At 26.9% G+C, this 26,474-nt stretch carries 20 protein-coding genes; 17 read left to right on the forward strand and 3 right to left on the reverse strand.

Features of this window, described 5'->3' with window-relative positions:
- Positions 1-93: 93 nt before the first annotated feature.
- On the forward strand, positions 94-1,587 hold the full coding sequence (locus tag ACYUCG_RS04845) for a glycosyltransferase family 39 protein (RefSeq protein WP_415341880.1): 1,494 nt from the start codon (positions 94-96) through the stop codon (positions 1,585-1,587).
- A 73-nt stretch (positions 1,588-1,660) separates the two neighbouring features.
- Here ACYUCG_RS04845 and ACYUCG_RS04850 read toward each other — a convergent pair whose 3' ends face one another.
- Positions 1,661-1,996 (reverse strand): YnfA family protein, encoded by a 336-nt coding sequence (locus ACYUCG_RS04850; RefSeq protein ID WP_283677797.1) that lies wholly within the window; start codon positions 1,994-1,996, stop codon positions 1,661-1,663.
- Positions 1,997-2,166: 170 nt separating this feature from the next.
- Between ACYUCG_RS04850 and ACYUCG_RS04855 the strand changes: the two genes are divergently transcribed.
- From ACYUCG_RS04855 to ACYUCG_RS04870, 4 genes are all read left to right on the forward strand, one after another.
- Positions 2,167-2,526: a hypothetical protein gene (locus tag ACYUCG_RS04855; protein WP_139933595.1), complete on the forward strand. Its 360-nt coding sequence runs from the start codon at positions 2,167-2,169 to the stop codon at positions 2,524-2,526.
- A 226-nt stretch (positions 2,527-2,752) separates the two neighbouring features.
- Positions 2,753-3,511 carry a hypothetical protein gene (locus ACYUCG_RS04860; protein WP_460268222.1) on the forward strand — a complete coding sequence of 253 codons (759 nt, stop codon included), beginning with the start codon at positions 2,753-2,755 and terminating at the stop codon, positions 3,509-3,511.
- A 634-nt stretch (positions 3,512-4,145) separates the two neighbouring features.
- Entirely contained in the window at positions 4,146-5,867 is a 1,722-nt protein-coding gene (locus tag ACYUCG_RS04865; protein WP_460268223.1) for an ABC transporter ATP-binding protein, read from the forward strand.
- Positions 5,868-5,901: 34 nt separating this feature from the next.
- Positions 5,902-7,671: an ABC transporter ATP-binding protein gene (locus ACYUCG_RS04870; RefSeq protein ID WP_164787687.1), complete on the forward strand. Its 1,770-nt coding sequence runs from the start codon at positions 5,902-5,904 to the stop codon at positions 7,669-7,671.
- Positions 7,672-7,791: 120 nt separating this feature from the next.
- Here ACYUCG_RS04870 and ACYUCG_RS04875 read toward each other — a convergent pair whose 3' ends face one another.
- A complete protein-coding gene (locus ACYUCG_RS04875) occupies positions 7,792-8,718 on the reverse strand; it encodes a fused DSP-PTPase phosphatase/NAD kinase-like protein (protein WP_460268224.1) in 927 nt (308 codons plus the stop codon).
- Between the two features lie 360 nt (positions 8,719-9,078).
- Between ACYUCG_RS04875 and ACYUCG_RS04880 the strand changes: the two genes are divergently transcribed.
- The 3 genes from ACYUCG_RS04880 to ACYUCG_RS04890 all read left to right on the forward strand — a co-directional run bounded on the left by ACYUCG_RS04880 (position 9,079) and on the right by ACYUCG_RS04890 (position 13,618).
- Complete coding sequence (locus ACYUCG_RS04880; RefSeq protein ID WP_460268225.1) at positions 9,079-12,462, forward strand: beta-N-acetylglucosaminidase domain-containing protein; 3,384 nt, start codon at positions 9,079-9,081, stop codon at positions 12,460-12,462.
- 174 nt (positions 12,463-12,636) lie between these two features.
- Entirely contained in the window at positions 12,637-13,182 is a 546-nt protein-coding gene (locus tag ACYUCG_RS04885; protein WP_415318828.1) for a hypothetical protein, read from the forward strand.
- Positions 13,183-13,204: 22 nt separating this feature from the next.
- On the forward strand, positions 13,205-13,618 hold the full coding sequence (locus ACYUCG_RS04890) for a hypothetical protein (protein ID WP_060796024.1): 414 nt from the start codon (positions 13,205-13,207) through the stop codon (positions 13,616-13,618).
- Positions 13,619-13,662: 44 nt separating this feature from the next.
- On the opposite strand, the gene ACYUCG_RS04895 is transcribed toward ACYUCG_RS04890, so the two are convergent.
- On the reverse strand, positions 13,663-14,688 hold the full coding sequence (locus ACYUCG_RS04895) for a branched-chain amino acid aminotransferase (protein WP_415318827.1): 1,026 nt from the start codon (positions 14,686-14,688) through the stop codon (positions 13,663-13,665).
- Positions 14,689-14,921: 233 nt separating this feature from the next.
- Between ACYUCG_RS04895 and ACYUCG_RS04900 the strand changes: the two genes are divergently transcribed.
- The 9 genes from ACYUCG_RS04900 to ACYUCG_RS04940 all read left to right on the forward strand — a co-directional run bounded on the left by ACYUCG_RS04900 (position 14,922) and on the right by ACYUCG_RS04940 (position 26,427).
- Entirely contained in the window at positions 14,922-15,416 is a 495-nt protein-coding gene (locus ACYUCG_RS04900; RefSeq protein WP_139933587.1) for a hypothetical protein, read from the forward strand.
- A 266-nt stretch (positions 15,417-15,682) separates the two neighbouring features.
- Entirely contained in the window at positions 15,683-17,029 is a 1,347-nt protein-coding gene (gene gdhA / locus ACYUCG_RS04905) for an NADP-specific glutamate dehydrogenase (protein ID WP_460268226.1), read from the forward strand.
- Between the two features lie 309 nt (positions 17,030-17,338).
- Positions 17,339-17,650, forward strand: a complete 312-nt coding sequence (locus tag ACYUCG_RS04910) for a hypothetical protein (RefSeq protein WP_460268227.1) — start codon at positions 17,339-17,341, stop codon at positions 17,648-17,650.
- Between the two features lie 23 nt (positions 17,651-17,673).
- Positions 17,674-18,891 (forward strand): DEAD/DEAH box helicase, encoded by a 1,218-nt coding sequence (locus ACYUCG_RS04915; RefSeq protein WP_333961411.1) that lies wholly within the window; start codon positions 17,674-17,676, stop codon positions 18,889-18,891.
- A gap of 250 nt (positions 18,892-19,141) precedes the next feature.
- Positions 19,142-19,639, forward strand: coding sequence for a DUF4358 domain-containing protein (locus tag ACYUCG_RS04920; protein ID WP_060796030.1), 498 nt, complete (start codon positions 19,142-19,144; stop codon positions 19,637-19,639).
- A 335-nt stretch (positions 19,640-19,974) separates the two neighbouring features.
- The gene (locus ACYUCG_RS04925; RefSeq protein ID WP_460268228.1) at positions 19,975-21,342 is read left to right on the forward strand and encodes an MBOAT family O-acyltransferase; all 1,368 of its coding nucleotides are present in this window, start codon (positions 19,975-19,977) and stop codon (positions 21,340-21,342) included.
- Positions 21,343-21,356: 14 nt separating this feature from the next.
- Positions 21,357-22,457: a DHHW family protein gene (locus ACYUCG_RS04930; protein WP_060796032.1), complete on the forward strand. Its 1,101-nt coding sequence runs from the start codon at positions 21,357-21,359 to the stop codon at positions 22,455-22,457.
- 81 nt (positions 22,458-22,538) lie between these two features.
- Positions 22,539-25,820: a ligand-binding sensor domain-containing protein gene (locus ACYUCG_RS04935; RefSeq protein WP_283682960.1), complete on the forward strand. Its 3,282-nt coding sequence runs from the start codon at positions 22,539-22,541 to the stop codon at positions 25,818-25,820.
- Between the two features lie 208 nt (positions 25,821-26,028).
- Positions 26,029-26,427: a hypothetical protein gene (locus ACYUCG_RS04940; protein WP_139933580.1), complete on the forward strand. Its 399-nt coding sequence runs from the start codon at positions 26,029-26,031 to the stop codon at positions 26,425-26,427.
- The last annotated feature ends 47 nt before the right edge of the window (positions 26,428-26,474 follow it).

Raw genomic sequence — 26,474 nt, forward strand, 5'->3', positions numbered from 1 at the left:
ATACATAGGTATAATTTGTATATACTAATAAAACAAAGAATAATAGGGAGGTGAATTCTATATAAACTTTATTAAGTTAAATATAGATTAAGCATGATAGATTTAAAAAAAGGATTTGATACTTTCTTGGTTTGGGCATTAAGAATATTAATTTTGTTTATAATTGGAGGAACAATTGTAAAATCATATCTTTTTGACGAAGTAACTAAATTTTCATTAGTTTTAATAGTTCTTAGCATTCTATTCATTTTAGGAATATATATATCTATAAAAAAAGATGTAAACAAAGTAATTTTAATGACCTTTATTTTAATAATAGCTTTAGTAGTTAGATTATTATGGTTTTATAATATAGATAGTATTCCAGTAGGAGATTTCAATAGAATGTTTATATGTGCAGGAGATTTCTTAAGTGGAGCAACTTATATGTTCAAGGGAACGGCTTATATGGGAAGATTTCCTCATATGACAATAACAGTATTATATTTTGCATTAATTAGGAATATATTTTCTAACCCTTTAGTAGCCATTAAACTTATTAATATAATTTTTTCTATGATAAATGTAGTATTACTTTATTTTTTAGGAAAAGAAGTATTTAGAAGCAAGGAAATAGGTATAGGGGTTATGGCTTTTGCAGCTATTTTTCCACCTATGATTATTTACAATAATGTATTTTGTTCAGAGAATATGGCTATACCGCTTTTAATTATAAGTATATTACTGATTTTAAAGGGATATAGATCTAATAATTTGTGGAAAACTTCTTTATTAATTTGTGGAGCAGGCATATTTTTAAGTTTGGCTCAGTTATTTAGACCTGTTGGTTATGTTGTTATTGTTGCGTATATTATGTATATTTTTATATATTTTAAAAAAGGAATAAAGTTGAAGATTTTAGGAGTAATAAATGTAATTTTAAGTTTTATATTACCATGGGCATTAGTTAGTTATTTATTAATAGCTTTAAATATAACAGAATATCCACTGTGGCATGGAACTGAGCCATTAAGTATATCAATGTTAAAAGGAACAAATATAGAATCTCAAGGCAGATGGAATGAAGAGGATTCTGCAATATTTAATAAGTATGATGGAGATTATGAAAAAGTTGATGAAGAGGCTAAGAGCATTATAAAGGATAGATTAACAGAAACACCAAAATTAAAGCTATTAACATTCTACATAACAAAGTTTATGAATGAATGGAATACAGGAGATTTTGCTGGGGCTTATTGGGCAGAAAATGGATTAGATGAGGGGTATAACAGAGAAGAATATTTAGATATGCTGGGAAAAACCGAAGGAAAGATGTTAATAAGAATGAGTACAGAAGGAATTGTATACACGAAATTTTTCTGGATTTTTCTAGTCATAATGACTTATATAGGGCTTTACAGAAATAGACTAGAAAGAAATTATTCAATAGATTTATTTTATATAATTTTTGGGGGCGCATCCTTATTTGGTTTAATAACAGAATTCCAAGATAGATATACATATCCTTATTCTTGGATATTTATAATACTTGCATTTACAGTCTTTAATTTTAATAAGAAAGAAAATAGAGAATCTATATTTTATTAGAATAAATAAAAAAATGGTGGCAGAAACTGCCATCATTTTTTTTGTTTTAAGAATTAATTTTATTTTTTTATAATTAACCTCTTGGAGCGTACATTATGATTAAAACTCCAATTAAGGCAATAAATCCACCAATTAAATCAAATTTATCAGGAATAATATTATCAACTTTCCATCCCCATAAGATTGATAAAACTATAAATATTCCACCATAGGTAGCATAAACTCTTCCAAAATTAGAGTTTTCAGGTTGAAGTGTTGGAATAATTCCATATAATATTAGGGCTAAAGTACCTATAATTCCATATATTAAACTTTTTCCTTCACGAAGCCAAAGCCATATAAAGTAACCACCACCTATTTCAAAAACTCCAGCTAATAAAAAATAAAATATTGATTTTATATTTTCCAAATTAAAATCTCCTCTTCTAGTAATTAATTTAAGTATGCAAATTATATCATTCATATAAAGATTCATCAATTCATTTAATTTTGAATATATTTAGTTGGAAATGTAATAATATGATGATATAATAATTAGTGAAACGATTACAAGATGCTGGAGAATTTAGGGGGGCAAATATGGTATTTGGATTTTTTATAGCTTTAATTTTTATAATAGTTGAAATAGGAATAAGTTCTTATCTTGTATATGATCTTCATTGTAAAAGAGATGAAGATATTAAGAATTTGGAAAAACAAGATGTTAAGACAATAGTTACATTGAGAAAAGTTGTTGTATTAGAGAATTTAGTATCTTTATTATTGTATAGTGTTTTAATAAGCAACAAAGAGATGTTAAAGTTTGGAAGAGGTGAAATACTTACTGTAGCAATATTGTTATCTATGGGTGTAATGATGATTTATCTTTATATGTTTGATAATTTTATTGAAAAGTTTAAGAAGTTTAATAATACTGAAAAAGAAAATATTATAGCTTAAAAGCTATTTTGAATTTATAAAATTCTTAAATTTTTATTTTAAGGAGAAATTAAAGGAAATAGAGAAGAAATTCTATATATTTAATTAATAAGAAAGCACGGTTTTATTCCGTGTTTTTTTATTTTATAAGTTTTATTAACAAAAACAAAATTTAAGAATAATTATATAACGTATAATATTCTTCGGAGTGTGAAAATATTAAGAGGGTAAAATCTTAATAGATGTTATGATTAATCAAAGAGTTTTTTTAAATGTTTTAGATGAAGATCAAAGGCCTATTACAAAGTGTATAGTAAGAATTGAAAATCAAAGAGAAAAATATGAAGGGGAGACAGATTTAGCTGGAATAGTAGAATTTTTAGTTCCATTAGGAATTTACGTATTGACTATAGAACACCCTTCTTTCAAGAAGAAAATTTATAGAATGGTTTTAAGGGATGGATTTAGTTTTACTAGGATAATTCTTCAAAGAAATAAACTAAATTATAAGAGGGAAGAAAAAATTCCTATTATAGAACATACTGATAAAGAATTTATAAATAAGAAGGTTCAAAAAAAGGATATAGAAGAAAAATATGATACCAATAAAAATCAAGATATAAATAAAGATTTGAATTCAGAACAAGATTCTATAGGTAATTTTAGTGAAAAAGAAGATAACTTTAAATATTATTTTGATAATTTAGATTTATTCCAAAACCCAAGTATATTGGGTGCAACTGGTATGTTTAATGAATTAAATGAGAATAGTTTCAATGATATAATTAAGGGAGCAAAAACAATGCTTGAAGAAATATTGAATTTAGCTAATTCCTTTGAAGCTGAAGATTTTAAAAAAGATGAAAATAATATACCTTTTACTTTTGATGCAATAAAGGAAGCCAGTAAAAATATTGCAAATAATATTACTGATGAAGATTATGGTAGTGAGACATATGATGTTTGTGATTATGAAGAAGAGCTTTTTGATGAAAATGAAAGGTGAAACTAAGAGTATAAAAAAATTATAATGATAAATATTGTAAAAAATATAATAAAATGGTTGAAAATTGAGTAATATAAAGTATAATAATTATAAGATTAAATTTATGAAAGGAGGCAGTTTGATGAAAAAATTTGATAATAAATATATGAATAATGTGTATTTGTTATTTTTTACAATAAAATTAGTATTTACTCAGTCAATGGCTCCTTTTATGGAATTTTTCTAATACTTTCCATAAAATTTTATAAAATCTTTTCTAGATTTTAAAGCATGGCTGAGAAGCTATGCTTTTTGTTGAAATAAAATAAAGTCTATAATAAAAATTTCATAAGGCTAAGAAGAGTTTTATATAATAATGTCGTATGTTTTAATAGAATCCTTACTTTTTAATATAAAACATTAGTAGTTTGCCAATTAGAAGTTTTAAAGTCTTCCTATTTAACTTAGTCTAGAAATTTTTGTTATATTCTTTATTTTATAGGACATCTATGTCTTTAAGCATAGTTTTGCTTAAGGAACATAGGTGTTTTTTTATTTTAATTATAAGGAGGGGAATCATGTGAATATAGGTAAGGTGATATAAGGATTGCTAAGTGATATTAGATTAAATTATATAAATAAAGGGGGCATATGTATGGGGATATTTAAGGATTATATATCTAAAAGAATGATATTTTTAATAGTTCCGATATTAGCTATGATAATTGTTTTAGGCATAGATAGTTTTTTCCCATATCTTCAAAAAATATTTGTTGATGATATTTTATTAGGAAGTGACAAAAGCAAATTGGGATTATTTTTTGGAGTTTTTTTAGGATTATCACTTTTACGTGGAATATTAGGATATATTAAAGAGTTTTTATTTGATAAGTTTTCTTTAAATGTAAGCAAAGAAATTAGAATGGACTTATTTAAAAAGATTCAAAGCTTTGAATTTTCATTCTTTGATAGCACCAATACAGGAGAACTTATGTCAAGAATTGGTGAAGATGTAGATATAGTTTGGGAAACAATATCTTATGGACTTAGATTACTTATAGAAGGAATAATATTATTTATTATATCTGTAACCATAATGATGAGTATGAGTCCTTCTCTTACAATAATTTGTTTAGTTATCTTACTTCCTGTAGGGGTTTTGGCTATTTTAGTTAATAAAAAGTTTCATAGAAATTACTCAAAAATAAGTGATAAAGTGGCTGATATAAATCTTATGGCACAACAAGATATAGCAGGAATAAGATTAGTAAAGGCTTTTGCTAGAGAAAAATATGAAACTGAAAAGTTTTTAAAGGTCAATAAGGATTATTATGACCTTAATATAACTCAAGCAAGAATTTTAAGCAATTTCTTGCCTGTAATTGATCTTTTAACAAATTTAACTCCTGTAGCAATGATAATTTATGGAGGATACTTGGTTATCAAAGGAAATATTACTATGGGAACACTTTTAGCTTTCAGTAGTTATATTTTAAATTTATCTTTTTGTGTGAAAAATATAGGTGGTCTTGCAAATATGATGTCTCAAAATAGAGCATCTATGGATAAAATATTTAATATTCTTAAAAGAAAGCCTCAAATAACTTCTATGGAGAATTCTTATAATCCAGATAAGGTTAAAGGTGAAATAGAATTTAAGAACGTATCATTTAGATATAATGAGGAAGAAGTGCTAAAGAAAATAAATCTAAAAATACCAGCAGGAAGTACTGTAGCGATTATGGGAGAAACAGGATGTGGTAAAAGTTCGATTCTTTCTCTAATAGGAAGGCATTATGATGTATCTTCTGGAGAGGTTTTGATTGATGGGGTTAACGTGAAAAAGTGGGATTTAGATAAATTAAGAGAAAATATGGCTGTGGTTTTTCAAGATACCTTTTTATTTTCTGATTCTATAAAAGATAATATAGATTTTGGAGGAAATAAAAGTGAAGATGAAATAATAGAGGCAGCAAAGGATAGTTGTGCTTATGATTTCATAAAAGAAATGCCTGAAGGATTTGAAACAGAAGTTGGAGAAAGAGGTTTAGGTCTTTCAGGTGGTCAAAAACAGAGGTTAGCAATAGCCAGAGCTTTAGTTAGAAAAACACCAATATTAATTTTAGATGATGCTACATCAGCACTTGATATGGAGACAGAATTTAATGTGCTTAAAAATTTATCTAAAAAGCAAGATAAAGCAACTACATTTATAATTGCTCATAGAATATCTGGGGTTAAGGACGCCGATATAATACTTTTCATGAAAGATGGAGAAATAGTTGAAATGGGAGATCATGAAAGTTTATTAAAGAAAAAGGGATATTACTATAGTGTATATTGTCATCAATTTCAAGATTTAGAGTTTATACAATAATATTAAAATTTTAATTAAAAAGGGGGAAGAGATAATGGAAGAAATAAATGAGAAAAAAACTCATAAGTGGAAGACTATAAAGAGACTTCTAAAATATGTTGCTCCATACAAGTGGAAAACTATAGGAATAATATTAATGCTTTTACTTATTATGAGTTGTAATACATTAAATCCATACTTAATGAAGGTTTCTATAGATAAATTTGTTTCTGCTAAGGATGTAAATGGATTACTTGGCATAGGAGCAGTTTTAGTTTTATTAAATATAATAGCAATGATACTTTCAAAAATAAGAACTATGTCTATGAGTAAAATAACAAATCAAATATTAGTAAATATAAGACATGAACTTTATACTCATATACAAACTTTAAGTTTTTCCTTTTTTGATAGTAGACCAGTAGGTAAGATTTTATCAAGGGTAGTTGGTGATGTTAATGCATTAAATAACTTGTTAAATCATAGTATTGTTAATTTAATACCAAACCTTTTTACAATTTTACTAGTAATATTTATGATGTTTTTAATGGATCCAAGTCTTACTTTGGTTTGCTTAACAGTTTTACCATTTCTTTTTGCGGGAATGTTTTTTATAGAAATAAAATCAAATAAAAGGTGGAGAGTTTTTAGGGAAAATAGATCAGCTCTTTTAGGTTATACCCATGAAGCATTTTCAGGAATGAAAGTGGTTCAAGGATTTAATAGAGAGGAGTATTCAAGAGAAAAATTTGAAAATCATCTAGAAGGACATTCAGGCGGTTTTTTACATGCAGTTAGACTTCAAGATTATTTTTGGCCTACAGTGGATATATGCAGAGGTTTTGGAATTGCAATAGTATTATTTGCAGGGTATAAATTAACAAGAGGTGGGAATTTATCATTAGGAACCTTAATGGCCTTCATAATGTATATTGAAATGCTTTGGAGACCTATAATGAATTTATCAGCCTTTTATAACGCTTTTGTTACTAATCTTTCAGCAGCAGAAAGAATTTTTGATATTATGGATACTAAGAATGATATGGTAAATAATAAAGCAGAAGAAAGACTTCCAAAGATAAAAGGAGAAATTCATTTTGAAGATGTTACTTTTTCCTATGATAATGATGGGAATCATGCATTAAAAGATGTAACATTCACCTTAAATCCAGGAGAAAAAATAGCCTTAGTTGGAGAAACTGGAGCTGGAAAAACTACAATAACAAACCTTATAAGTAGATTTTATGAGCCGACTAAAGGTAAAATATTTATAGATGGTATTGATATAAGTACTGTAGATGTGGAAAGCCTTAGAAGTCAAATGGGAATAATGCTTCAAGATTCATTTCTTTTTGCTTCTTCTATTAAGGAGAACATACGTTATGGGAAACTAGATGCTACTGATGAGGAAATAATACAAGCTGCAAAGGCTGTAAATGCTCATAATTTTATAGAAAAACTTGAAGAGGGATATAATACAAATGTTAATGAAAGAGGATCAAGACTTTCATTAGGACAAAGACAGTTAATAGCATTTGCTAGGGCATTAATTTCAGATCCAAGAATACTTATATTAGATGAAGCAACAGCTAATATTGATACTGAAACAGAAAGATTAGTTCAAGAAGGAATAAAGAAACTAATGGAAGGAAGAACTTCTATAGTTATAGCACATAGGCTTTCTACCATAAGAGATTGTGATAAAATATTTGTTCTTTCCCATGGAAAAATTGTTGAAGAGGGAACTCATGAAGAGTTATTAAATAGAAAAGGATATTATTATAATCTGTATTGTGCTCAATATAGCTTTTTAAAGGAAGCTTAGAATAATAAAGGATGTATTAAAATAAACTATAAATAAAACTTATAAATATATTTCATGATATTTATAAGTTTTATATTTAAGTTTTAATACATCATTTTTCTTTAAATAATATTTATATATTTAGCGGATAGTGACTAGAGGAAAATTATTTTTATTAAGCCATTGACTCCAACTAGTCTTAAAATCATTATTTTCTTCTTGAACATATTGATAAAATTTAGTAAAAAAATCCAAACGTTCTTTACTTAAAAAAGAGTTAAAATTTTTTTCAGTGAGACCAAAAAGAACCAATTGTCTATATATTATTTCATCAAGAGTAGCATTATTATAGTTTTTCATTATATCATACATAATCATAAAAGTTGTTGTTCTTCCTATCCCTTCCTTACAATGGAAATGTAGCCAGGAGTCTTTTGGCATTGAATTTATATATTGAACAAAAAAATCTACCATTTCGTAAGTAGGAAGCTTACCATCAGTTACTGGAATTCTAATATAATCCATAGAATTAGCTTTTATTAACTGATTTTCAGAAAGAACTTTCTCAGGAATAACAGTTAGCTTAGGATTATTAAAAAATTGTATTGGAGTTCCTAAGGTAATACTGTTTAAAAGATTTATTTCAGTATCAATAACTTCTTCTCTTGTTAAACCTAAGTTGGCAGCATTCTTTGCTCCTTTCCAACTAACAGGATATTCATTGATAAATCCATGAGATTCTTGTCTTAAATCTACAACTGTTATAGGTAAATTGGTTTTAGTTGAAGTCACTAAAAGTGAAAGGTTATTAGGAGCAAATTGTTGACTGCCTGAAATATTGAGAGTATCTAAACCTTTCGTGTTAATATTAGATAGATTTTTTAATCTTTCTAAATCTGATGTTGTTCTGAAATTATTTGGCAGATTATTAATATTTTTAGTATCTAAAACTAAATGTACATTATTATCTTCTGCTAAAACAATTGAAGTATTATTAATAAAAAAGCTAGTAAAAATACTTAACACTAAAAAAATAATAAGTGCGTTTTTCTTAAAATATTTAAACACAGTAAAATCACCTCAACATATTTTGTAACAAATAATAATTTTAGTATTCCATCAAACAATTTGTTATATGTATTAAAATTTATAGATTTATTGGAAATAGATGTTAAATAGTACATTTTATATGCAATTCAAAATCTTTTATAGCTAAAAAATATATTTTTTCTGAAAGATAAAAAGTTTATTTAAAAACTAATTTAATACATATTATGGTTTAAATAGGAATATATTTATATATTAATGAGTAATTTTTATAGAAAAGTCTATAAATAAATTTTAAACGATTACTTATATTTTTAGTTGTAATTAAGATTAAGCTTATTCACAATTTAAAAATTAAAAATTTTTTATAGGGGGATTTAAATGAATAAGAAAAAGATTAAAAAGCTTATTAAAAGTACCTTGGCTACTACTTGTGCAGTAAGTGTAATAACTACAACTTCAGTTACGGCCTTTGCAAGTAATAGTGGAGAAAATAGTAAAGATGGAGAAAGTAATAAAAGAGTAGAAGCTGAAGTTTATCCAGTACCTCAAAGTTTAGAACATTCTTCTGTAGAAGGAATGACTTTAGAGGGAGAGGTTAACATAGTTTATCATGGTGAACAAGAAGAAGCAACATCTAAAAGACTTGAAAGAGATTTAAATGAAAACAATATATCTTTCAAAGTGTCAGAAAATGTTGAAGAGGGAAAAGCTAATATTATAGTTTCTTCAGAGGGGGATCACTGTGATGTATGCTCTGAAGGAAAAGAAGAAAATAGTGATGTTTTAACTCATAAAGAAGGGTATGTACTAAAAACAAGTAATGATGTTAATGAAAAAGGGAATATATCTATAATAGGTTCTGACAAAGATGGTGCTTACTATGGTGTTTTAACTTTAAGTCAAATTCTAGAGCAGTCTAATGAGGAAAATAAGTTTGCGGAAGTTGTAGTAGCAGATTATCCAGAAATAGAATTTAGAGGATTTATAGAAGGCTTTTATGGAGTACCTTGGAGTCATGAAGATAGAATGAATTTAATGAAGGATACTAGTGAGTATAAGATGAATACTTACATTTATGCTCCTAAGGATGATCCTTATCATAGGTTAAACTGGAAAGACTTATACCCAGAAAAAGAGGCAAAGCAAATTGCAGAACTTGCTAAGGCAGGAGCAGAAAATAATTTTAATTTCTGTTGGACAATTCATCCAGGAGCCACTCTTCAATTTACAGATGAAGATTTCGATGCTCTTATTAATAAATTTGAACAACTTTATGATTTAGGAGTTCGTCAATTTGGAGTTCTTTTTGATGATACAGATGACTGGTCAAGAGGACAAATGCAAGCTGAATGGATAAATAAAATAGACACAGAATTTGTAAAAGCTAAGGGAGATGTAGCTCCCATGATAGTTATATCAGCAAGATATAATTCAGCTTGGGGTCCAAATATGGATAGATATTTTAAACCTTTTATGCAAACATTACATGATGATATTCAAGTAATGTGGACAGGACATGCAACAATGTCAAATGTATCTAAGGAAGTTTTTGAATGGCCTAAGGTTCAAACAGGTGTTGATAAGGATGTAGCTGTTTGGTGGAATTATCCAGTAAATGATTATTGTGATAGTAGAATATTAATGGCTCCACTTCATAATTTAAATCAAGATCTTGATAATGTTAGTGGATTTTTCTCAAATCCAATGAATCAAGCTGAAGCTTCAAAGGTAGCTTTATATAGTATAGCTGATTATACTTGGAATACTGATGCATTTGATTATATGAAAAGTTGGGAGACTTCTATAGAAAAGTTTGTGCCAGAAGTGAAAGAAGAGTTTATGAGATTTGCGTCAAATACATGTTATTTAAAAGATGATGGAGGAGCAAGTGGTCCTTTTGAATACGATGAATCTTGGTATTTATCAGAAAAGATAGATGTCTTAAAAGAGGCTATGAAGAATGGACAATCAGCTGTTAAACCAGCCAAGGATTTGTTAGAAGAATTTAAATTAATAGTATCTGATTATGAAAATATTACTTCAAAAGTTACAAATAAAAATCTATTAGATGAGATAGAACAACATTTAAATGCATATAAAGCTTTAGGAGAAGCGGGCACTGCTGCTATGGAAGCTATAATAGCTTCAGAGGAAGGAAATTTGGAATTATGGATGGATAGTAATTCTATAGCACAAGAAAAACTTGATTTAATGGAAACATTTAAAATTGAAAGCTTAGAAAGTGATGGTCCAAAAGAATATGTTGTTTCAGTAGGAACAAAACTTCTTAAGCTATTAGTAAAAGAAAGTATAGATTATGCTAAAGAAAATATAGGAAAAGTAGTTTTACCAAAGTATGAGCCAGAAATAAACACATCCCTTACTAATCTTAAGGATGTGGAAGTTAATTTTGAAGAAGGAATATACTCTTTAAAAGATTTAGGAGAAGTTACTCTTAAGAATGGAGACTATATAGGAATAAGTCTTCCAAAGGCAACAAAGTTAAGAGAAATAAACTTACTTGCTAATAATTATGATAATATAGAAATTCAATATTCAATAAATGGATTGGAATGGGTTACAGCTAAGAAATCAACAAATGAAAATGTTTTAGAGACTTTAGAGGTGGTTGATGCTACTTTTATAAGAATTATTAATGTTGGAGAAAATTCAAAGAATATTAATTTAGAAAAATTGGAAGTTTTACCAGTATATAAAGCTGAACCAACTATTACTGAAAATATAGGAACTCATGAAAATTATACTATAGATAAAGCTTTAGATGGAAATATGGACACGAAATATTGGTCAAATAAGCCATCAGATTCAGGACATAGTATACAAATTGATTTAGGTAATGTAATGCCATTATATGATATAAACACTTATTTTGGAGCAAATGATTTCATGAGAAATTCTGAATATATGATTTCAGAGGATGGAGTAAATTGGACTTCACTTGGAGAGTTAGCATATAATTCACAAGATGGAAAAATGGTTGCATCTGCAAATGCAGAGGGAAAAATGGCAAGATATATTAAGATACAATCCAATGGACACAATTATGGATGCTGGGTTGAAATTTATGAAATTGAATTTAATAAGACAGCACCAGAATTTGATGAAAGTGTTGTAAATTTAGCAAGTGGTACTCCAGAAGGCAATTTTAATGCTCTTCATGATGAAGATTTGTCAACAGCATATGAAGCTAAATCAGTAAAGAATGGAGATTCCTTAATATATAAAATGAGTAGGGTAACTAATATTTCAGAGTTAGAAATATTACAGGATAAAAACAGAATTTCACAGGCTAAGGTAAGCGTAAAAGATTTAGATGGAAATTGGATAGAGATTGGATGCTTAAATGCTCAAATTAATAAACTAAAAGTAGATAATAATATAACTGAGGTTAAATTTGAATTTGAAGGTTCAAAACCAGCTCCGAAAATATATGAAATTATTGCTAGAGAAGGAAAAGAACAAGAAGAAATAGTAGTAAGTCCTGTAAAAGATTTTAAAGCTACTACAATCAATAAGAAAAATGTAACAGTTTCATGGGAAGCACCAGAGAATACCTTTGGATTAGAAGGTTATATTCTTTATAAGGATGGAAAGAAGGTTGGTGAGATCTCAAGTGATGAAACAAGCTATACATTTAAGGGATTAAATAGACATACTATCTATAACTTTAAAATAGCAGCAAAGTATTCTAATGGAGAAATATCAAAGAAAGAATCATTAACAATAAGAACCTCAAGGTAGTTTTTAGATATTACTAATAATTAAATACTTTAAAATGAATTAATTGAGGCTATGTTTTTAGTAGAAACATAGCCTTTAAAATGTAATTTAAGAGATAAATTTTCAATAATATAGCCAAATAAAATAAGCTTTGTGTATAATAAGCATAATAAGTTAAGCAAAGGAGTGTTGTTTTTGAGCCAAATCTTAAAATCTATAAGTGAAGATGAATTTAAAAATAAAATAAAGGTAAGATTTAATAATATATTAGATGGATTTGATAAATATTCAAACGGGCTTTTAGAATATAATGGGGATAATGAGTCTTTTCAAATAAAAGAAGAATGTTTTATTAATTTCTTTAATGAAGCATTAGAGCTTAATAAGGGAAAAGTAATAGTAGATTTATACATAAAAGATTTAGAAAATGAGAGTTTAGCAAGGCTTTCAGAGGGATTAGATGAAAGAGATAAAAATATTTTGATAGACAATATTAATAAACAGGAAATAAAAAGTGTTTATTTTGAGCTTGACAATAAAGATCTTATGTCATTTATAACTAGATTAAATACTAGGGAATTATTCTTTTGTACTATATATTTTATGGAAAAGCCTATGACTATATGGGGAAATTACAATTTGAGTTTTCCTATGTTTTTTGAAGAAAATAATATGCTAGAAATATATAGAGATTTAGCTAAAAAGCATAATTTAGATGTAAGGGGAATAGTATTAAAGTAAGAAATTAATTTTGAGGGAATATATGAAGCTTCTTAATAAATTAGTTATTACTTTTTTTATGATAATATCAATTATTATTTGTTCATATTTCTTTATGCCTATTAAATTAGAGATAGCATTTAATATGCTAAAAGAAAATCCAGAATTTATAGTTGTTACAGAAAAGAAAAATGATTCAGAATTTAATAATTATAAAATAGAAGATGAAAATTATATAGCAAGTCTATATGAGGATATTAAGGAAATAAAAATAGTTAAACCTTTTAAAAATCCAGTAATTTTAAATGAGTATAATGTATACATGGGAGATGATTATATTAACTTATCATTAAGTGAAGAGTTTATTAAGGTTAATTATGAAACTTTTAGGATAATAGATTCTGGTGATAATTATAAAGAATTACTAAGTAAAATAAAAGAAAGTTTTCTTAATTAAGAGAAAAAGAGAGGAGTTTACTACTCACTCTCTTTTTTTATGTATTATTTAACTTCAAATATCCAGCCTTCAGGAGCTTCTACATCTCCAAATTGCATTCCAGATAAAAGATCATAAAGTTTTTTAGTAGTAGGACCAACTTCAGTTTCGCTATAGAAAACATGAAGTTTATTTTTATATTCTATTCCTCCTATTGGAGTTATTACAGCAGCTGTACCACAAGCACCAGCCTCAGCGAATTCATCTAAGTTATCTATTAAAACATCTCTTTCTGATACAGGCATTTTTAAATAATCTTTAGCTATTTGCATTAAAGAGTATTTTGTTATACTTGGTAAAATTGATTCTGAGTATGGAGTAACAAATTCACCTTTCTTTGTTATTCCAAAGAAGTTTGCAGCTCCAACTTCCTCAATTTTAGTGTGAGTTGCTGGATCTAAGTATATACAATCAGCAAACCCTTTTTTAGCAGCGATTTCATGAGCTTTTAAGCTTGCTGCGTAATTTCCACCAACTTTAGCGGCACCAGTTCCTTTAGGAGCGGCTCTATCATAATCTGCAATCATAAAGTTTACAGGCTTCATTCCACCTTTAAAATAGGCACCAACTGGAAGGCAGAATACTGAAAATATAAATTCAGGAGCAGATTTAACACCTATATTATCACCAACACCTATCATGAAAGGTCTTATATAAAGAGTTGCACCAGTACCGTATGGAGGTACAAATCTTTCATTAGCTTTTACAACTTGCATACAGGCATCTATGAATTTTTCCACTGGTATTTCAGGCATTAAAAGTTTATCACATGATTTATTCATTCTCTTAGCATTTTCATCTACTCTAAAAAGTTGGATCTTTCCATCTTTTGTTCTATAAGCTTTTAAACCTTCAAAACATTGTTGGCCATAGTGAAGGGCAGTTGAAGCTTCACTTATGCTTAATTTGTTGTCTGTAACTAATTTTCCTTCATCCCATTTACCATCTTTATAGTGAGATATGTAACGGTAATCTGTTTTAATATAAGAGAAGCCTAGATTATTCCAATCAATAGCTGTCTTTTTATCCATAGTTTAACACTCCTATCAAAATTTAATACTTTTTAATTTTATCATTTTATTTTAAAAAATGAAAGATTAAAATTCTAAAATTGCAAAATAAATTTATTTTAATGTTAAATTTAAATAATATAAATATTAAAATAATACAAAAAATTAATATTTATTACTAGGTTTAGTATATAAAATTAAAAAGAAATTTATGATATAATGTAAGAAAAAGCAAATGGAAAAGGGAGACGGGTATGGAGAAGTTTTATGAATTAAGTATAAGTGGTGAAGAATCAAAGTTACATAAGATGATAGTGCCAGCTATGATTATTTCCTTATTTTTAGCAGCTGGAATATTTATTTTTACAGGATTGATACCGACTTTGATATTTTTAATAGTAATATGTTTGCCGCTTTTTATAGCTAAAAGGTTAACAATGGTTGAATATGACTATGAATTTACTGATGGAGAACTTGAAATAAGTGCTATTTATGAAAGAGTTAGAAGAAAAGTAAAAGGTAACATAAATCTAAGAGAGGTTGAAATTGTTGCGCCTTTAGGAAATAGTGAATTAAATAAATATTCTAATGCAAAAGTAAAGAAATGTTATAACAATATTCAAGAAGGAAAAAAAGTTTATGTAATCGTAGTTAGATGGGAAACTAAAATGGTTGCATATGAAGTTTTAATAGATCAAAAAATGCTTGATTTATTCTTTTTTTCAAATCCACAAAAAGTTATTAGGTAATAAAAATAAAAGGTAGCTTTAATAAATAAAGTTACCTTTTTTCTGTTTATAATGTTAAAAATATTTATTTATAATATAAATTTAGTTAAATTTATCAATTTATTAAATATTAAAGATTATTATTTGATAACTGGTATTTTGTGCTATAATATAAAATAAGATTTAATTGAGAAAATATTTTCCTAAAGTAATAGCTTAAAACTATAGTTTTTAAATAATATAGATAATTTAAAATCTATAGATAACATAAAAAAGGGGGCATTAAAATGGAAGTGAAAAAATATGTAGATAATTTAATGGAAGATTTAAAGAAAAATAACCCTGGAGAAAGTGAGTTCTTAGCTGCTACAGAAGAAGTATTATACTCTTTAGTACCTGTCTTAGAAAAGAATCCTAAGTATATAGAAGAGGGAATATTAGAAAGAATTGTTGAACCAGAGAGAGTTATAATGTTTAGAGTTCCTTGGATTGACGATGCTGGAAATGTAAGAGTTAATAGAGGATATAGAGTACAATTTAATAGTGCTATAGGACCATATAAGGGAGGATTAAGATTCCATCCTTCAGTTAATTTAAGCATAATAAAATTTTTAGGATTTGAGCAAATATTTAAGAACTCTTTAACTACTCTTCCTATTGGAGGAGGAAAAGGAGGATCTAACTTTGATCCTAAGGGAAAATCAGATAGAGAGATAATGAGATTTTGCCAAAGCTTTATGAGTGAACTTTATAGACATATAGGAACTAATACAGATGTTCCTGCAGGAGATATTGGGGTTGGAGGAAGAGAAATAGGCTATATGTTTGGTCAATATAAAAAACTTAAAAATTCAGTAGATGCCGGAGTTTTAACTGGTAAGGGCTTAACATATGGTGGTAGCTTAGCTAGAAAAGAAGCAACAGGATATGGTTTAGTATATTTTGTAGATGAAATGTTAAGAGATAATGGGCAAACAATAGAAGGGAAAACTGTTGTAATCTCAGGTTCAGGAAATGTTGCAATATATGCCACTGAAAAAGTTCAGGAGCTTGGAGGAAAAGTTGTTGCACTTTCAGATTCATCAGGGTATGTATATGATGAAAATGGAATAGATTTAGCAGTTGTAAAAGAAATCAAAGAAGTAAAAAGAGGAAGAATTTCTGAATATGTAAACTATGTTAAAACTGCTAAATTTACTGAGGGATTCTCAGGAATTTGGAATGTTAAATGTGATATAGCACTTCCTTGTGCTACTCAAAATGAAATAGATGTAAACAGTGCAAAAACTTTAATTGATAATGGAGTAATTGCTGTAGGAGAAGGGGCAAATATGCCTTCAACTTTAGAAGCTCAAAAACTTTTTGTTGATAATAAAATTTTATTTGCTCCAGCAAAAGCTGCTAATGCAGGTGGAGTCGCAACATCAGCTTTAGAAATGAGTCAAAATAGTTTAAGAATGTCTTGGACTTTTGAAGAAGTTGATGCAAAACTTAAGGATATAATGAAAAATATATACTATAATTCTAGAAATGCAGCTTCTGAATATGGTCATGATGGAAATCTAATAGTTGGAGCTAATATTGCAGGGTTTAAAAAGGTTGCAGATGCTATGTTAGATCATGGTATTATATAATAAAGACTTTTAAATCAGGTTATATTTTAAGTATTATATGTTTTATAAAGTTTGATATTTAAATTAAAGCTAAACTTTATAGAATAGTAGAATAGAGAATATTATTGTTTTAAGAAGAAACTATACTGAATCTTTAATAATAAAGCTTATATATTTAACTAGTAATTAGTAAAATATATTAATAAGTTTTATTTAAAGTTGATTTTCATATAGTTTCTTCTGTTTTTTTCTTTTTACTTATGATATATTAAAGGATGTTATGTCAATAATTTATGTTAAATCATAATTTATTTAGAAAGGAAAAGAATTATGGCAAAGATAACTAGTAGAAATAATGATTTCTTAAAAATGCATAGAAATTCAACTTCTCCTAAGGTATATTCTTTATTGATAGAACTTATAAACGATGATAGGGAAGACTTAGCTAATGAAGTAATAAAGATAGATTATTTAGTTGATTATTTTAATACATGTATCAAAAAAAGAGATAAAAGAGAAGGTAAGGCAACTTTAGAAAGAATAAATTTAAGACTTTCTAAGTTAAAGAAGGAAGGCGTAGATACTTCTCATTTTGAAACTCTTTGCGAGAATATATTAAAAAACAATAAGATTAAACTTTAGAGTTAAAGAAGGATGGGATGCTAATGGATAAATTTTTAAAGTTAGGATTAAGTGAAGAGGTTGCAAAATCTTTAGTAGGATTAGGAATAGAGGAGCCAACAGATATTCAGGAAAAAGCTATACCTGAAATTTTAAATGGTAAAAATGTAATAGGAAAAGCTGAAACAGGAACAGGAAAAACTTTAGCATATTTACTTCCTATAATAGAAAAGATTGATGATTCAAAAAATGAGATGCAAGCTATTGTGCTTTCACCAACTCATGAATTAGGAGTTCAGATAAATAATGTTTTAAATGATCTTAAAAGAGGTCTTGGAAAGAAGATAACTTCAACAACTTTAGTTGGAAGCGGAAATATAAAGAGACAAATTGAAAAGCTAAAAAATAAGCCTCATATACTTGTTGGAACTACAGGAAGAATTTTAGAGCTTATAAATAAGAAAAAAATAACCACTAATACCATAAAGACAATAGTTATTGATGAAGGTGATAAACTATTAGATTTTATAAATATAAAAGATGTAAAAAGTGTTGTTAAATCTTGTCCAAGGGATACCCAAAAACTTATATTCTCAGCTACAATGAATGAAAAAGCTTTAGAAACTGCAGATGAATTAATAGGAACAAGTGAGCTTATTCAAGCTAAAGCTGCAAACAAGGTTAATGAAAATATAGAACATGGATATTTTCAAGTAGAATTAAGAGATAAAATAGACTTTTTAAGAAAGCTTATACATGCTATAGGTAATGAGAAAAAAATAATAGTTTTTATAAATAATAGCTATAATGTACATAATGTAATTCAAAAGTTAAAGTATAATAAAATAGAAGCAGTTTCTCTTCATGGAAGTGATAATAAAATGGAGAGAAAGAAGGCACTTCAAGATTTTAGAAGTGGAAAAGCCAAGGTTTTAATAACCTCAGATGTATCAGCTAGAGGATTAGATATTAAAGGAGCTACACATATAGTTAACTTAGATATTCCTATGAATTCTCAAAACTATTTACATAGGGTAGGACGTGTAGGAAGAGCTGGAGAAAAAGGCTTTGCATACTCTTTAGCAGATTATAAAGAAGAAAAAATAATAGTAAAATGTGAAAGACAATTAAAAATAAAAATTCCTAGAGTTTATCTATATGAAGGAAAGATACATGAAACAGAGGTAAAAAAGGTTCCTTCAAATAAAAACAATAGTAAAAAGAAAAGTAATTTACCTAAAAAGGTATATAAAAAAAGATAATTAAATATATATTTTAAGGCATCAAAGAATTCAGTTCTTTTGGTGCTTTTTTATTTAAATAGTAGTTTTTATCTATTATTAATTGGATTTTAATTAAGATAATTTTAGAAGAAAGTTATTTAATTATAAAAAATAAGCTTTAAAAGTTACTAAAGGATTAACAATATTCTAAAATTATTGGAGGGGATTAGGTTATAGGATATAATAGCGTTAGCATAATAAATATGTATGTTAGGGAGTGAATATAGGGATGAAAAAGTTTTTAATAAGTGTTTTAGCAGCAGCTATGATAGGGGCTACATTAACTTCTTGTGGAGCTAAAGATAATAATGGAACAAAGGTTGAACAAAGTGATATAAAAATGTCTATGAGTGCTTCAGATATGACAAATAAACTTGTAGATGCTGGTATGGTTGTAATGCCTATGCCTGTAGATGATCAAATGACTAAGGAACTTTATCATTTAAATTTAGATGATGTAGAGGAGTATGGAATTTCTGAGACTGGAAGATCACCAGGAAATGCTTTAATTATTATTGCAAAGGCTAAGGAAGGAAAAGTAGAATCAGTAAAAGAGTCTTTAGATAAGGTTCTAGAAGATAAGATTGGAAAAGCTTTTTATCCAGAAGAAAAAGAGATTGCAGAGTCTTCAGAGGTTAAGGTTAAGGGGAATTATGTTTCACTATTTATATTACCACAAGATCAATTAGAAGAAGCAAATAAGATTTATGAAGAGGCATTTAAATAAAAGTTAATTTATATTTAATTAAAGAATAATAGCCAAGGTTTTTAAACTTGCTATGTTTAAGTGAAAGTCTAAATTTTAAGCTTGGTGTCTTAGAATTAAACATTTAAATGTAGTAAAAAGATGCTTTATTAATTAAAAGCCTTTTAGGGCTATTATTTTTTTATAAACATAATAAAAGAAAAAGTTCACTATTTAATTCGACTTAATATTACTTTTAAGTTAAGTAAGGTCTGAAGGAAGAATTAAAGGTTAAGATTCATATAAAACGGAGTCAATAAAAAAGAGACTACAAAAGTCTCTTGGAAATATAAAATTGAATTTTGAGGATATTTAAAATGGTATTTAGCAGTATTATGTTTATATTTAGATTTTTACCAATAATGTTTATAATATACTACCTAACTCCAAAAAAATTTAAAAATTTATCTCTATTAATATTAAGTTTAGTATTTTATTCATGGGGAGAACCAAAGTATTTTATTATAATGCTTTTATCCATAGGAGTAGATTATTCAATAAGTATTTTTATTGAAAAATATAGAGGGAAAAAAATAATCACTAAGGTACTTTTATTTTGCTCACTTATATTTAATTTAGGTATGCTCATATTATTTAAATATTTGAATTTCTTTATTGAAAATATAAATTTAGTCTTTGGGACTTCTTTATCACTAATATATTTAACTTTACCTCTAGGTATAAGTTTTTATACTTTTCAGACTATGTCATATACCATTGATGTATATAGAGGAAAGATAAAGGCTGAAAGAAATATAATAAACTTTGGAGCTTATGTATGTCTTTTTCCACAGCTTATAGCAGGTCCCATAGTAAAATATTCAGACATAAAAAATGAACTTAAAAATAGGAAAATTAAAGTTAATCAAGTTGAAGAGGGGATTACTGAATTTATAATAGGAATGGGCAAGAAGGTTTTAATAGCTAATAATATAGGTCTTCTATGGAATGAGATTCAAGAACTTGGAATAAATTACGTATCAACTCCTTTATTATGGCTTGGTGTAATAGCATTTTCTTTTCAGATTTATTTTGATTTTAGTGGATATTCTTCTATGGCCATAGGACTTGGAAAGATGCTTGGGTTTGATTTCCCTGAAAATTTTAATTTCCCATATATATCAAGAAGTATTACTGAGTTTTGGAGAAGGTGGCATATTACCCTTGGAGCTTGGTTTAAGGAATATGTTTATATTCCTATGGGAGGAAATAGATTAGGGGAAAATAGGACAATATTAAATCTTTTTGTTGTATGGTTTTTAACTGGCTTTTGGCATGGAGCAAAATATAATTTTATAATATGGGGATTATATTTTTTCTTTCTTATTGTTATAGAAAAAGTTTTTTTAATGAATTATTTAAATAAATATAAGATCTTTTCTCACATATATGCAATAGTTTGTATAGTTTTTGGGTGGGCACTTTTTTCCTTTGAGGATTTACTTAGCATAAAGTATTTATTTCAAATGGAATTTTCTTGGGATTTTATTTATTATTTAAGAAATTATTTTTTAGTTATGATAATAGCTATTTTAGGATCTACAAAGTTAATAAACAATATTTATGAGAGATTTATAAAGAAAAATAAAGCTTTAGAATGCTTAGTATTAATGATTATGTTTACATTATCCGTAGCATATTTAGTAGATTCCACTTATAATCCATTTCTTTATTTTAGATTTTAGAAAGGAAATATTTTATGAAAAAGCATCCAATTGTTTATATGTTTTTTTCTTTTATAATGATTATAACCTTTTCGGATATTGTAAAGAAAAATAATAGTTTTTCAGAATTGGAAAATAGGAGCCTTGCAAGGAAACCTATATTTTCAATAAGTTCTTTTGTAGAGGGAAAATACAGAGATAAATATGAAGAGTATATAAATGATAATTTTATTTTTAGAAATCAGTGGATAAACTTAAAATCTATAAGTGAGTACACTTTAGGAAAGCTAGAAAATAACAATATAATTTATGGAAAAGAAAATTATATGTTTGAAAAGAATATTTCTTATGATAAGGAGAGGTTTAAAAATAACATAGATTCCATAAATAAATTTATTGATATATATGAGGGCAAGGTTACTACTATGATAGTTCCAAACTCATATACTATTTATGAGGAATATATTCCATGGGGAATAAACCTTTTAAATCAAGAGAATCTTATAAATGAAGTTTATAGGGCAAATTCTAAAGATAGAAATATAGATTTAGTGAGCTTATTTAAGAAAAATAAAGAGGAATATATATATTATAAAACTGATCACCATTGGACAAGTTATGGGGCATATTTAGCATATAAAACTTATATTGAAAATTTAGGAGAAAAACCTATTGAATTAAATAGCTTAAAAAAGAATGAAGTTGTGGGATTTTATGGAACCTATTTTTCAAAGGCTAAACTTTTCAATGCAGAAAGTGATATTTTAACTTATTATGATATAGATAATATTACTCTGAATATACAGGGAGAAATTTTTGAAAGTTTATATGATTATGATAAGTTAAATACTAGGGACAAGTACTCAGTATTTATTAGAGGAAATAATGGACTTAGTATTATAGAAAATAAAAATATAAAAGAGGAAAAAAGATTATTGATATTTAAAGATTCCTTTGCTAATTCTATGATTCCATTTTTAAGTCAAAATTTTCAGGAAATTCATGTGGTTGATTTGAGAAGCTTTTCAGAGAAGATAAGTGAGTATGTTAAAAATACGAATTTTGATGAGATATTAATATTATATAATATGGAAAACTTTTTGAGGGATGTGAATATCACTAGGATAAAATATTAAATTTGATGTGACATTGTTTGACAATATTCTTGTTTTTTGAGAAAATTAAATTGTTATTTTAGTTTTAGAGAGGTAATAAAATTGAATATAAAAAAAATAGTTATAAGATATGCTTTTCTCTCCTTAATACTAATATTAATTCAAGGTAAAAATGTTTTTGCTTTAGGAGAATCAGAAGTAAGATTCAACAATTTAACATTAAAGGACGGACTATCCCAATCCTCTGTAAATAGGATAATTCAAGATAATAAGGGGTATATGTGGTTTGGAACATCAGATGGATTAAATAAATACAATGGACATGAGTTTGTTGTTTTTAGAGAATTAGTAAATGATAAAAAGAGCATTAATTCAAGCTTTATATCAGCTCTAATAGAATATGACAATGATAATATTCTTGTTGGAACTAGTAAAGGTATAAGTAAAATAAATGTAGTAACAAATGAAGTAAGTAGAATGTTTGAGGATGAAGAAGGAAAGAGTAAGCTATCGAATAACAATATATGGGATATATTAAAACATAGTAATGGAACAATTTGGATAGCTACTAGAAAAGGGTTAAACATTTATAATCCTAAAACGGGAAATATGCACCAAATTTTTAAAGATACAGAACCAAAGGGGTTAAAAAGCAATGTAGTTACTTCTTTATGTGAGGATAAATATGGGAATGTATGGGTTGGAACAAGTGAAGGGTTAAGTATAATTAATACAAAGACTAGAGAAATTCAATCAATAAATGATTTATTAGATAATGAGAATTCATCAATTTCTAATATTTATAGAGACAGAGATGATAATATATGGGTAGTAACAAATAATCATATTATGTTAGTATCAAGCAATTATAAAGATATTACTTATTTAGATAAAGAATTAGAGTCTTTTAAAATAGCTCCAGATAGTATAAATTCTATCTATGAAGATACCTATAATAATTTATGGATATCAACTCAAAAGGGATTATTAGAATATAATAAAGAAAACAAAAAAATGCATATTTTTGAAAGTAAATATTATGATGATACAAGTTTAGTTAATGATAATGTATTAACTGCATATGAAGATAGAAGTGGGTTACTTTGGTTTGGTACTTATAATGGAATAAGTTTATTAAATCCTAAACAGCCTTTTAAGCATTATAGAAGAGAGCCTGATAAGGAAAATACAATTAGTGATAATAGCATGAGTGGAATTTATGAAGATTCTGATGGAATCTTATGGCTTGGGACTAACTCAGCAGGGTTGAATAAATTAAATACTACCACTGGTGAAGTTACAAATTTTTATAGCAATAGTAATGATGAAAATACCTTAAGTAGTAATGTAGTTTGGCAAATATGTGAAGCTGACAAAGATAATCTGTGGGTTGCAACTCAAGGTGGAGTTAATAAAATAAATAAAAAAACTGGAAATGTTAAAAGATTAAAGTATCCAGATAATATGAAAGAACGAAATAAAATGGATGCTAGAAATGTTTTTGTGGACAAGGATGGATTATTATGGATAGGAGCAAGAGGTGGATTGCAATCCTATGATGATAAAACAGGAACTTTCACTGATTATTCTAATGTTTTTAAGGCTGTAGGTATAGTTGAGAATGCTGTAACAAGTATTTCAGAAGATGAAGAGGGATTTTTATGGATTACTATCGGTATTGATGGTGGTGTAGTAAAGTTTGATAAGAATAAGGGCGTACTAAAAAGTTATTTAAATAATAGTTTTGATAGTAATAGTCTTATAAACAATGGAGTACGTTGCTTAGCAAAGGACTCAAAGGGGAATATTTGGATTGGGACTGAAGCAGGATTAAGTAAACTTGATCCTAAAACTGATAAATTTACTAACTATACTGTTGTAAATGGATTAGCTAATAATTTTATATATGGAATACTTATAGATGAAGAAGATAACCTTTGGATAAGTACAAATGATGGTCTATCTAGATTTGATCAAAAAGCAAATAAATTTATAAATTATACTGCCATGGATGGATTACAAAGTAATGAATTCAATGGTAGGTCTTATTTTAAAAGCAAAGATGGAGAAATGTTTTTTGGTGGGATAAATGGAGTAACTGCATTTTATCCTAAGGACGTTTTGAAATTATCAGACAATAGAAATAAGAGCAAAGTAGTAATAGATAAAATTAAGGTTAATAATAAAACTTATCCATACTATGGGGGAACTCTTAGTTTAAAATATAATGAAAATAACATATCTATTGATTTCTTTTTGCCAGATTATTTAAACACAACAAAGACTACTTATGAATATAAGTTAGAAGGTGTTGACGAAGAATGGACCTTTGCTAATAAAAGAAATAATGCAAATTATGCAACTTTAGATTCTGGAACATATAAGATTTTAATTAGAGCTAGAGATAATCATGGAGACTTAACTCCAGTGACTACCTTAGACTTGAAGATTGCGCCACCACCATGGCGTACACCAACGGCTTATTTAATATATTTTTCAAGTGCAATAATAGTTATTTTCTTAATGTGGAGTTATGTAACTGCCTTGGAGAGGACTGTTAAAAAAAGAGCTGATCAACTTAAAAAAGAGGCTAAGGAAAAAGAAAAACTTTACATAGAAAAAGAAAAGCTTTATAAAGAAGCAGCAGATCTAAAGGATGAGATGATAAAAAGACAAAAATTCAAAAATGATTATTTTGTAAATCTTTCACATGAGCTTAGAACTCCATTAAATGTTATATTAGCTATTGTACAATTAATAAAATTAAAGAATAAAGAGGAATGCTTAGGAAAATATCAAGTAGAAGATTATACTAATACTCTTAAGAATAATGCTGATCATTTACTTAAGATAATAAATGATATAATAGATTCATCAAAAATAGAATCAGGTGCATATAAGTTGAATATAGAAAAGCAGGACATAGTTTCTTTAGTTGAAGATACAGCTTTAAGTTTAAAATCTTATATTGAAGAAAATAATTTAGATATTATAATAGATCCTGAAATAGAAGAATTAGATGTAGAATGTGATAAAAATGAGATTGAAAGATGCGTTATTAATCTTTTATCTAATGCTATAAAATATACTCATGGACATGGTACAATTGAAGTTTTCATAAGAGAGTGTGAAAATGAAACTGTAGAAATTGCTATAAAGGATACTGGAGTTGGAATATCCAAGGAGCAACAAAAGATTATATTTGATAGATTTGTACAAGCTGATAGCATATCCAAAAAACAATATAGAAGTAGTGGTATAGGTTTAACATTGGTAAAAAGCATAATAGAACTTCACCATGGAACAATAAGAGTAGAAAGTGAACTTAATAAAGGAAGTACTTTTATAATTACCCTACCTATAAGACAAGAGAAAAGCAAATAACTAATTTAAAAAAGAGAGAATATCTAGAGGAAATTTAATAAAACTTACAAACGATGAGAAGATTTAATCTTACTAATAAGTTTGTAAGTTTTATTTATAAGTTATCTTGGTAATTTCTTTTTTTATTTTTGTATTATTTTGAGGATGGAATTTTCAATTGGGATTAATCATAAGCTTTAGATAAGAAATATTATTTAGGGAGAAAAGTATGCTTGATTTAAAAAGATGTGCAATAAGAATGGCTTCAAATATAAAGGTAGTAGATAGTAAAAGGGGAAAAGTTACGTTAAAGAATGATTTAATCTTAAGAGGATTAAGAAATAACAGTGAATATGAAGAGATAATTAAAGAAGCAATAATGACAATGAAGGAGATAAATAGGGTTGAATTTTTTTATGAAAAATTAAATTTAATCATTTCTTATGATTGTACAGTTATCTCTGAAAAGAAAGTGGTAAATTGGATAAAGTCAATAATAGAAATAATTCTTGATAATTATGAAGAAGTAAAAAGTCTTGTGGAAAAGAATAACCAAGAAGAGTTGATAAATTTTATTTTACCTGAACTTAAAAAGGAAATTAATTTAAATAAATATAGGGTAAAGTAACTTTGAAAATATGGGAATATATAATGATTTAAATAAGTATTATAATG

This window comes from Clostridium sp. CTA-17, from assembly GCF_054767895.1.